Origin of the sequence: Flavicella sp. (assembly GCF_037132785.1) — a bacterium.
Classification (GTDB): domain Bacteria; phylum Bacteroidota; class Bacteroidia; order Flavobacteriales; family Flavobacteriaceae; genus Flavicella.
Genome location: NZ_JBAHZZ010000140.1, coordinates 1 through 10,216, shown reverse-complemented (window position 1 = coordinate 10,216; position 10,216 = coordinate 1). Strand labels below are relative to the sequence as shown.

Here is a 10,216-nt window from a genome sequence, read left to right as displayed (position 1 = left end):
AATGTAGGATTTTGATTTTTTTTCATCTAAAAGAGTCTCAATTTATACTCTTTCTTTACGAGTAAGTCGTCTATGTTTTTTTACTGCCATTTTACAAATCTATAAATTTAGATTTGTTGCGTTAAGTTATTGAATGGAGGTAAGAATAAAAAAAACCAACTAATCATCTGTTGATTCTTTTATTTATAATAACATTACTTTTTTTATTTCCTCTCCCCCCAAGGCTTCATTCATCATGTCTTTAATTTTCTCTTTTCCATAATCAAGTTCTTGGCGTAAAACAGAAGAACTTAATTTTACATATAAAATTCCTTTTCGAAGTTCAATACTATCCGTATAACTTGCCACACCATTCCCCATTAAAGAATCCCAATTTTCTTTTATCGAAATTTTTTGCATGCCTTTAGAAAGATTGTTTTCTTTTATAAACCTCCCCATTAGGTCTTTTAATGATAAGTATTCGCTTTGTCGTTTTGCCATTTTTTTCTAAAAATATTTCCAGTTAATTTATTAAACCAATTACAGTTCAAATATTTTATATGATTTATTGATTCTTTTTATCACCTCTTCAGTACGTTTAGCATTCGTATCAGTAATAAACAATTGTCCAAACTGATCATTATTAACCAAGGAAATTAATTGACTAACCCGATTTTCATCTAGTTTATCAAACACATCATCCAATAATAAAATAGGCAATACATTTGACTGTTTCTTTATAAAATCAAATTGAGCTAATTTTAAAGCGATTAAATAAGATTTCTGCTGACCTTGTGATCCGAGTTTTTTAATTGGGTATCCCCCAATTTCAAAAACCAAATCATCTTTATGAACACCTGCACTAGTATATTGTAAAACCTTATCTTTTGCCAAACTCTCATTCAATAATTGAGGAAAACCTACATCGAGTAACTGGGATTTATAGACAAGATTCACCTCTTCTTTCCCTTCAGAAATCGTTTTATAGCGCTCCTCAAAAATAGGTGTAAAAACCTCTAAGAAATCTTTTCTTTCTCTATGAATAATTCCTCCATACCAAATCAATTGCTGATTGTATACTTCTAAATTCACGGCATCAAAAGTTCTATTGGCTGCAAAATATTTTAACAATGCATTTCTTTGGACTAATATCTTATTATAGGCTATTAAAGTTTTAAGATACAATTGGTTCTGCTGTGAAATAACACTATCCATAAATTTTCGTCTAGTTTCACTCCCCTCTACAATTAAATCACGATCAGCGGGTGAAATGATTACCAAAGGAAACTTTCCTATATGTTCTGAAAACTTATCGTAGGACTTACCATTTCGTTTTACAATTTTCTTTTGTCCTTTTTTAAGACTACATAAAATAATTTCATCCCTACCCTCTAACACATAAGAACCTTCTAACATAAAAAACTCCTCTCCATGTCGGATATTCTGTATAGCAACCGAATTAAAATAACTTTTCGAAAAAGACAAATAATAAATGGCATCCAAAACATTAGTTTTCCCAACACCATTATTACCCACAAAACAGTTTATCTTATCCTTAAATTCAAACACATGTTGTGTTAGATTTTTAAAATTCATCAAGGATAATTTCTGTAAATACATAGTTCGATTGTCATAAAAATAGGAAGGTGCAAATTATTAAAAGTTTTGCTAAAAAGAGACTTTTTAAATCCAATTAAAAAAACTATTTTTGCTTGGCTATAATTCGAAAAAAATATTTACTTATTTGCTTCGAGAAAGAATAAAACTTAAATTAAAGAATCAATATCAAATGGCAACATACAAGAAAAAAGGTCAAAAGAAAATTAAAAATGCGACTATAGATAAAATTGAAGAAGAAAGCACTACTGCAGAAGTATTTAAAAACCTTGAGCAAACAGCTTCTAAATCTGAACAATGGGTTGAAAAATTTCAAAAACCTTTATTTTATGGATTGATATTTGTTATTTTCCTTATTTTAGGCTACATCGCTTACAACTCGTATATTATTGAGCCTAAAGAACATGATGCAGCGAATGAATTAGCTTATCCTAAAGAAAATTTTGATTTAGCAATTAATGCTACTACAGAGTCAGATTCTCTTTTTACCTTAGCCTTAGAAGGCGGAATTAACGGTAAGTATGGTTTTGTGGATATCGCTGACAAATACAGTGGTACTAAAGCAGGAAACCTTGCAAACTACTATGCAGGTATCTCTTACTTAAAAATAAACGACTACAAAACAGCTATTTCATATTTGGAAAAATTTTCTTCTAAAGACGCTTTATTAGCACCTGCTGCATTAGGAGCTATAGGAGATGCATTTGCTGATTTAGATCAAAACAAAGAAGCTTTATCCTACTACGAAAAAGCTGCAAACACACAAGCAAATCTTTCTACAACACCTCTATTTCTATTAAAAGCAGGTAATACTGCTTTGGATTTAGGTGATGCTGTAAAAGCTGAGAAATTATTTACTCAAATTAAAAATAAATACTCTAAATCGTCTATTGCTAATAATATTGATATGCATATCAACAAAGCAAAATATGCACAAAAATAATTAGCAACTGTTTTTAATATCTCTTGATTAAAATCAATTACTCATGGCTACTACTGACTTATCAGCATATGACAAATCAACAATTCCAAATGCGAAAAATTTTCGCTTTGGAATTGTTGTTTCTGAATGGAACGAAGCAATAACCAATAGCTTATATAAAGGAACTCTAGAGGCTTTGACAGAAAATGGAGCCCTAAAAGAAAATATTGTAAAATGGGATGTCCCAGGTAGTTATGAATTAATTTATGGCTCAAAAAAAATGGTTTCCTCTTTAAAACTTGATGCTGTAATTGCTATAGGGAATGTTATCAAGGGTCAAACTAAACACTTTGATTTTGTTTGTGATGCCGTTACTCAAGGAATAAAAGACTTAAATATACTACAAGATACTCCCGTAATATTCTGTGTTCTTACTGATGACACCATGCAACAATCAATTGACCGTTCTGGAGGTATACATGGAAACAAAGGTATTGAATGTGCTATTGCTGCAATTAAAATGGCTGTAATTAAAAATATCTAGTCTAGAGTACTATTATAAAACAACACTTATTCTATTAACTTCTTTAACAAAGTTTTCAAGGAATTGACTTTTATCCTTACATTAATTTCTGTAATTTTGAAGTTACAATCAAAATAAAAAATTATGTTAGGAACTCCTTTTAAACAAAGAGCTCATTACGATTTTAACTACAAGCCTCGCTACTATAATCAACGCAAAGAGCGTTTGGATAATTTAAAAGATAAATACACTGAGACAACAGATGGTGATTCTAGTGATAATTACAAGATTACACTTGTTAGAAACAACCTAAAAAACAATTGGGAAAAATCTAAAAAAGGACCTAGTGATAGTGGTACCAATAAACGTTTGGCTATTATTATTGCTCTTCTGGTAGGGATTTGCGCCTATATTCTTGAAATACATACGCTTATTTAATGACAGACATCATACAATTATTACCAGATCACGTAGCAAATCAAATTGCTGCAGGAGAAGTTGTACAACGTCCTGCTTCAGTAGTAAAAGAATTATTAGAAAACGCAATTGATGCTGGATCAACAAACATTAAACTAATTGTTAAAGACGCAGGTAAAACTTTAATTCAAGTCATTGATAATGGCAGCGGAATGAGCATGACTGACGCTCGCTTGTGTTTTGAAAGACATGCTACTTCTAAAATTCGTGAAGCTAAAGATTTATTTAATTTAAACACAAAAGGTTTTAGAGGTGAAGCAATGGCGTCAATCGCGGCAATTGCTCATGTGGAATTAAAAACAAAACAGGAAAGCCAAGAAATTGGAACTTGTTTAAAAATTGAAGGAAGTAAGATAACCTCTCAAGAACCTGATTGTCCTGCAAAAGGCACTAGTGTTTCTGTTAAAAACTTATTTTACAATATACCAGCACGTCGTAATTTTTTAAAATCTGACACGATTGAAACACGTCATATTGTAAACGAATTTCAACGTGTTGCACTAGCACATAGTGATATTTCTTTTTCATTTAATCATAACAATTCAGAATTATTCAACTTAAAATCAGGGAATTTAAAACAGCGTATTGTCAGCGTATTTGGAGGAAAAACCAATGAAAAACTAGTGCCAATTAATGAGGACACAGATGTGATACGCATTGATGGCTTTGTTGCAAAACCTGAATTCTCAAAGAAAAAAAGAGGAGAACAATTCTTTTTTGTCAATGATAGGTTTATAAAAAGTTCTTATTTACACCATGCGGTATCAAGTGCCTTTGAGGGCTTGTTAGGTAATGGATATCACCCCTCCTACTTTTTATATTTATCAGTACCCCCCGAAAGTATTGATATCAATATACATCCTACTAAAACGGAAATAAAATTTGACAATGAAAAAATATTGTATGCCATTATTCGTGCAACGGTAAAACATGGACTTGGTCAATACAACGTTTCTCCGGTTTTAGATTTTAATCGAGATGCATCTATGGATACTCCCTATGCTTTGAAAGGCAAAGAATATTCTTCTGAACCACAAATAGCAATAGATCCAAACTTTAATCCGTTTAAGACAGAAGCGCCTTCTAACTATGGTAGTTCTACGGCAGCACCACGATCTAAATCATTTACAAATTCTTCTTTTAAAAGAGATTCTAATTTACCCGAATGGGAGTCATTATACACAAGTACTGGTGAAAACCAAACTTTTGAAATTAAGTCAGAACCGTTTCAAGCAGAATTCAATTTAGATTTACAAGAGGAAGACAAAGCAACTGGAAAAACTTTTCAAATTCACAAGAAATATTTGCTTAGCACAATAAAATCGGGTGTGGTGTTAATTCATCAGAATCTAGCACATCAAAGAATTTTATATGAAGAATTTCTTGAGAAAATTACGGTCAAAGAAGCTGCAAGTCAACAATTATTATTCCCTGTTGAAATTTCTTTTAACAAAGAAGAAATTGAAATATTACGAGAATTAAAATTAGACTTAGAAAACACCGGTTTTTTATTTGAAAAAATCACTGAAGACAGTATTATTGTTAAAGGAATACCTACTTCTATTACAGAGAGTCAAATTACCATTATCATTGAGCAATTACTTGATGATATTAGAAATGAAGTTCCAGAAAGCAGCTTTAGTCAATTGGATATTATTTCTAAATCTCTAGCAAAATCACTGTCCATAAAAACAGGCAGTAAATTATCTGAAACAGAACAAGAAAATTTAGTTTTCAACTTATTTTCTTGTAAAGAGCCAACAATATCTCCCTATGGAAAAAAGGTTTTCGAAACTTTAACCATTGGTGAATTAGATAATATTTTTAGTTCAAAACTATAATAATTAACATGGGTAGATTAACAGAAAGCATCAAACATTTAATCATCATCAATATTATATTGTTTGTTGCTCCACAATTTTTTAAAGGAATTGATTTACAAACATTATTTGCACTTCATTTTCCAGAAAGTCCAGAGTTTGGAATTTGGCAATATGTTACACACATGTTTATGCATGGCAGTTTTTCTCATATATTGTTTAATATGTATGGTTTATGGGCTTTTGGGACACCACTTGAGCAAATGTGGGGACGAAACAAATTTTTATTTTTCTATTTCTCTGCTGGTATTGGTGCCGGCGCCATATATACCTTAGTAAATTACTTCCAATTCAATGGCATTTATGAGCAACTTATAAGTCAAGGTTTAAATGCAGGAGATATTCAATCTTTGCTAGATACCGGCACATACAATACAAGTTTAATCAGCTTATCTAATGAAACATTAAGTGAGTTTTACAATCTATACCACACTCCTGCAGTGGGTGCGTCAGGTGCCATTTATGGTGTTTTAGTAGCTTATGGATTGTCTTTTCCTAATTCTAAATTAGCACTGATGTTTTTGCCCGTTCCTATTTCCGCAAAATACTTTATTCCAGTAATGATTTTAGCTGATTTATTCTTTGGAGTCACTCGCTATTCTATAGGAAATATTGCACATTTTGCACATATTGGAGGCGCTCTAATAGGCTTTATTATTGCTTGGTACTGGAAACAAAATCAATTTAAACGTTGGAATTAAATTTATGAAAGAACTATTAAATAAATTCAGTCAAGCGAGTATTGTAGAAAAGTTAATTTATATAAATGTCGCTGCATTTTTATTAACTTTTCTGTTGAATTCTTTTGGCTATTTATTTCAATCCAATTCAAACATAATTATGAATTGGTTCTCCATGCCATCGAATATAAATTATTTTTTAACACGCCCTTGGACTATCATCACCTACGGCTTCCTACATGGTGGATTTTTACATATTCTTTCTAATCTAATCGTACTTTATTTTATAGGTAATTTATTTATTGATTATTTCACTCCCAAACAACTTTTAAGTTTTTATCTGTTTGGAACAGTATTCGGCGGACTTTTATATATGATAAGTTATACTGTATTTCCGGCCTTAGAAGAGACTAATGCAACCCTAGTTGGAGCAAGTGCAGCAGTAATGGCTATTTTTATTGGACTTGCAACTTATATCCCAAATTACGAATTGAACCTGCGTTTTATAGGTTTTATAAAATTATGGAAATTAGCAGCATTTTTTATTGTGCTAGATATTATTCAAATTCCAACAGGTAATGCTGGTGGACACCTTGCTCATTTAGGAGGTGCTCTTTTTGGTTTTATATATATGAATCAAATAAGAAAAGGGGCTATTTCAATATCTATAAAAAATCCTTTTGCAGACTTTTTTACACGAAAAAGCAAATTAAAAACAGTTTACAAATCCAAAAAGAAATCAACGAATAAATCTACAAAAACAAATCAGCAACAAATCGATCTTATTTTAGATAAAATCAGTAAGTCCGGTTATGATTCTTTAAACCAAACAGAAAAAAACTTATTATTTAAACAAGGGAAAAAATAATTATGAAAAATAATTCCTTTTTTGATAAGCTTGTATTCTTTTTGAATTCTATAATTGCTTTCTTATTACTTACTTCCTATCTGATTCCCTATATCCAACCGAAAGTAACCAGCATCATTTCTGTACTGAGTCTTGGAATGCCAGTACTAATCATTCTAAACACAGTCTTTTTAGTTTTTTGGATCGTCAAATTAAAAAGACAGTTTTTGCTTTCATTAATCATTTTAGCAATCGGTATTCAGCATGTAAATGCCTTTATTCAATTTGGCAAGAATGAATTTACAAATAACAACATAAAAATAATGTCGTACAACGTACGAATGTTTAACGCATATAAATCTTCTGATGGTGTAAATATAAAGAGTAAAATCCTGAGCTTTATTAAAAAGGAAAATCCTGATGTAATTGCCATTCAAGAACATTATCATAAACACCAAGACATTCCTGAATACCAACATAGCTATGTTGACTTTAATAGAAATAATCGTATTGGTCTTGGAATCTATTCAAAATATAAAATTATTAACAAAGGATCATTATCTTTTAAGCAAACGGGTAATAATTCTGTATATGCCGATATTGTAATTAATTCTGATACGCTAAGAATCTATAACTTGCATTTAGAATCTTTACGGATTGACACAAACAAAGACAATTTTGGGCAAAAAAACTCTGAAAAACTATTAAAAAGATTCGAATCTACCTTTGCAAAACAAGAGGCTCAAGTAAAAAAAATCATCGAACACAGTTCAAATTGTAAATACAGAACAATTTTTATGGGTGATTTTAATAATACTGCCTTTTCTTGGGTATACAAACAACTTAAACAAAATAAAAAGGATGCCTTTATAGAAGCGGGTAATGGATTTGGAAAATCTTATAATTTTATATTCCCTTTTCGAATCGATTTTATTTTGACAGATAACAGTATAGAAGTCACTAATTTTAAAACATATAATGTAAAATACTCTGATCATTTCCCTTTAATGGCACAAATTAATCTATCAAAAAACTAAAACACGCTATTTTTTCAAATTAACAAATTGTTTATGGAAACCAAAAGACTTAACAAAGCAATCTCAGAAACAGGATACTGTTCAAGACGTGCTGCAGATAAATTAATTGAAGAGGGGCATGTAAAAGTAAATGGAAAAACAGTTGGTCTTGGTCTAAAAGTTACTGCTGTTGACAAAATTAGTATCCATGGTCAAATTGTCACAAAAGAGGTTGTAAATATTTATTTAGCCTTTAATAAACCAGTAGGAATTACCTGTACAACTGACACTAAAATAAGGGGAAATATTGTTAATTATATAAATTATCCTGAAAGAATATTTCCAATAGGACGATTAGACAAACCTAGTGAAGGTTTAATTTTCATGACAAATGACGGAGATATTGTCAACAAAATTCTACGATCGAAGAACAATCATGAAAAGGAATATATTGTTACCGTGGACAAAAAAATCACTGCGTCATTTATAAAAAAAATGGAAAATGGTATTCCTATTTTAGATACGATAACTGACAAATGTAATGTTGAAAAAATTAACGATTACACCTTTAAAATAATTTTAATGCAAGGTCTAAATAGACAAATTAGACGTATGTGTGAACAACTTGGATATGAAGTGAAAAAACTGAAAAGAATTCGTATTATGAATATTTCTCTTAACAATATCAAACCAGGAAAATATAGATCATTTACTAAAAATGAGTTACAAACAATTAATCGGTTAGTAGGGAACTCTAGTAAAACAGAAGAAGCATCATAAAAAATGCCCAACCTATTAATAAGTTGGGCATTTTTTAATTATTTACTTGCAAATAACTTTACATCCTTTTCGGAAACTTCTTTTTCACCTAAAATCATCAAGCGCTCAATCACATTTCTCAATTCTCGAATATTCCCCGTCCAATCATAACTTTTTAATAAATCGACTGCATTGTCAGAAAATAATTTTATGGGTACTCCTTGTTCAGATGATAGTTGTTTTGAAAAATAATTCACCAATAATGGAATATCTTCTCTTCGATCATTTAAAGCAGGTACTTCAATTAAAATAACGGCTAACCTATGGTATAAATCTTCTCTAAACCTTCCTTCCTGTATTTCTTTCTTTAAATCCTTATTGGTCGCCGAAACTACGCGAATATTGACTTTTATATTTTTGTCACTCCCAACTTTACTTATCCTGCCCTCTTGAAGTACACGCAAAACTTTTGCTTGGGCTGATAAGCTCATATCTCCAATTTCATCAAGAAATAATGTTCCATTATTAGCCGCTTCAAATTTCCCTGATCGGTCTTTATTAGCACCCGTAAAAGAACCTTTTACATGCCCAAACAATTCACTTTCTATCAATTCTGAAGGAATAGCAGCACAGTTTACCTCTATCAATGGAGCATTACAGCGATCGCTTTTTTCATGTAACCAATGAGCAACTAATTCCTTACCTGTACCATTAGGTCCAGTAATTAGAATCCTCGCATCTGTAGCAGCAACTTTTTCTATCATATTTTTGATCTTAGAAATGGAATCACTATCTCCAATCATCTCATATTTTTTACTCACTTTCTTCTTCAAACGAGTATTTTCTACAATCAAATTTTTACTCATCAAAGCGTTTCTTACAGTTGTCAATAACCTATTCAAATCTGGTGGTTTTGAAATATAATCAAATGCTCCTAACCTCATTGTTTCAACAGCTGTATCCAGATCTCCGTGACCAGAAATCATGATAACAGGGATTTGTGGTTTTATTTTTTTTATTTTTTCAAGAACTTCGACGCCGTCCATCTTAGGCATTTTAATATCGCACAATATCAAATCATACTCTTTTTGCATTATCATTTCAAGCCCCATCAATCCATTTTCTGCCTCTTCAATCTGATAACTATCATTTTCTTCACTAATTATTTTATTTAAGACTCTCCTAATTGCTGCTTCGTCTTCTATGATTAATATATTCCTCATTCTAAATGAATTTTATTTTCATGACAATATAACTTTATACGATAAAATATTATTGTTTTTTACCTGTTTTAACTAATTTTTAAACAAAAAAAAATCACCGAACCTTATTTTCAGAAGAAAACCTAAATATTTCCTATCTATTTAATTTTTCTGAGTTAGTCATTTAGTTTCTGTGTCTTAGTGTCCTTAAATATAACAGATATGGATGTTTTTCAAGGTCAAAATATACTGAGTTTTATAAAAGAACTGCCAAATGATGAAGCTTGTAAAGCTTATTTGGCAAAAATAAAATG

The 10,216-nt window shown here is 30.7% G+C and carries 11 protein-coding genes and 1 pseudogene; 9 read left to right on the top strand and 3 right to left on the bottom strand.

What is annotated here, in order from left to right; all coding sequences use genetic code 11:
• Positions 1 to 183 precede the first annotated feature (183 nt).
• Together V5787_RS09370 and recF are read right to left on the bottom strand one after the other, a co-directional pair.
• Positions 184 to 480: a DUF721 domain-containing protein gene (locus V5787_RS09370; RefSeq protein ID WP_336892976.1), complete on the bottom strand. Its 297-nt coding sequence runs from the start codon at positions 478 to 480 to the stop codon at positions 184 to 186.
• Between the two features lie 39 nt (positions 481 to 519).
• Entirely contained in the window at positions 520 to 1,599 is a 1,080-nt protein-coding gene (recF, locus tag V5787_RS09365) for a DNA replication and repair protein RecF (protein ID WP_336892975.1), read from the bottom strand.
• Positions 1,600 to 1,768: 169 nt separating this feature from the next.
• On the opposite strand from recF, the gene V5787_RS09360 reads away from it, so the two are divergent.
• From V5787_RS09360 to V5787_RS09325, 8 genes are all read left to right on the top strand, one after another.
• A complete protein-coding gene (locus V5787_RS09360) occupies positions 1,769 to 2,539 on the top strand; it encodes a tetratricopeptide repeat protein (protein ID WP_336892974.1) in 771 nt (256 codons plus the stop codon).
• A gap of 43 nt (positions 2,540 to 2,582) precedes the next feature.
• Positions 2,583 to 3,062: a 6,7-dimethyl-8-ribityllumazine synthase gene (gene ribH / locus V5787_RS09355; RefSeq protein WP_336892973.1), complete on the top strand. Its 480-nt coding sequence runs from the start codon at positions 2,583 to 2,585 to the stop codon at positions 3,060 to 3,062.
• 123 nt (positions 3,063 to 3,185) lie between these two features.
• Positions 3,186 to 3,479, top strand: coding sequence for a hypothetical protein (locus V5787_RS09350; protein ID WP_336892972.1), 294 nt, complete (start codon positions 3,186 to 3,188; stop codon positions 3,477 to 3,479).
• Positions 3,479 to 5,359: a DNA mismatch repair endonuclease MutL gene (gene mutL, locus V5787_RS09345; protein WP_336892971.1), complete on the top strand. Its 1,881-nt coding sequence runs from the start codon at positions 3,479 to 3,481 to the stop codon at positions 5,357 to 5,359. Before V5787_RS09350 ends, mutL begins: the two co-directional genes overlap by 1 nt.
• Before the next feature lie 8 nt (positions 5,360 to 5,367).
• The gene (locus V5787_RS09340; protein WP_336892970.1) at positions 5,368 to 6,099 is read left to right on the top strand and encodes a rhomboid family intramembrane serine protease; all 732 of its coding nucleotides are present in this window, start codon (positions 5,368 to 5,370) and stop codon (positions 6,097 to 6,099) included.
• Between the two features lie 4 nt (positions 6,100 to 6,103).
• Positions 6,104 to 6,946 (top strand): rhomboid family intramembrane serine protease, encoded by an 843-nt coding sequence (locus tag V5787_RS09335; RefSeq protein WP_336892969.1) that lies wholly within the window; start codon positions 6,104 to 6,106, stop codon positions 6,944 to 6,946.
• Positions 6,947 to 6,948: 2 nt separating this feature from the next.
• Positions 6,949 to 7,962, top strand: a complete 1,014-nt coding sequence (locus V5787_RS09330) for an endonuclease/exonuclease/phosphatase family protein (protein WP_336892968.1) — start codon at positions 6,949 to 6,951, stop codon at positions 7,960 to 7,962.
• A 33-nt stretch (positions 7,963 to 7,995) separates the two neighbouring features.
• A complete protein-coding gene (locus V5787_RS09325) occupies positions 7,996 to 8,721 on the top strand; it encodes a pseudouridine synthase (protein ID WP_336892967.1) in 726 nt (241 codons plus the stop codon).
• A 38-nt stretch (positions 8,722 to 8,759) separates the two neighbouring features.
• On the opposite strand, the gene V5787_RS09320 is transcribed toward V5787_RS09325, so the two are convergent.
• Entirely contained in the window at positions 8,760 to 9,923 is a 1,164-nt protein-coding gene (locus V5787_RS09320; RefSeq protein ID WP_336892966.1) for a sigma-54 dependent transcriptional regulator, read from the bottom strand.
• Positions 9,924 to 10,124: 201 nt separating this feature from the next.
• On the opposite strand from V5787_RS09320, the pseudogene V5787_RS09315 reads away from it, so the two are divergent.
• Positions 10,125 to 10,216, top strand: a pseudogene (locus V5787_RS09315) (IS1595 family transposase); the annotation flags it as partial.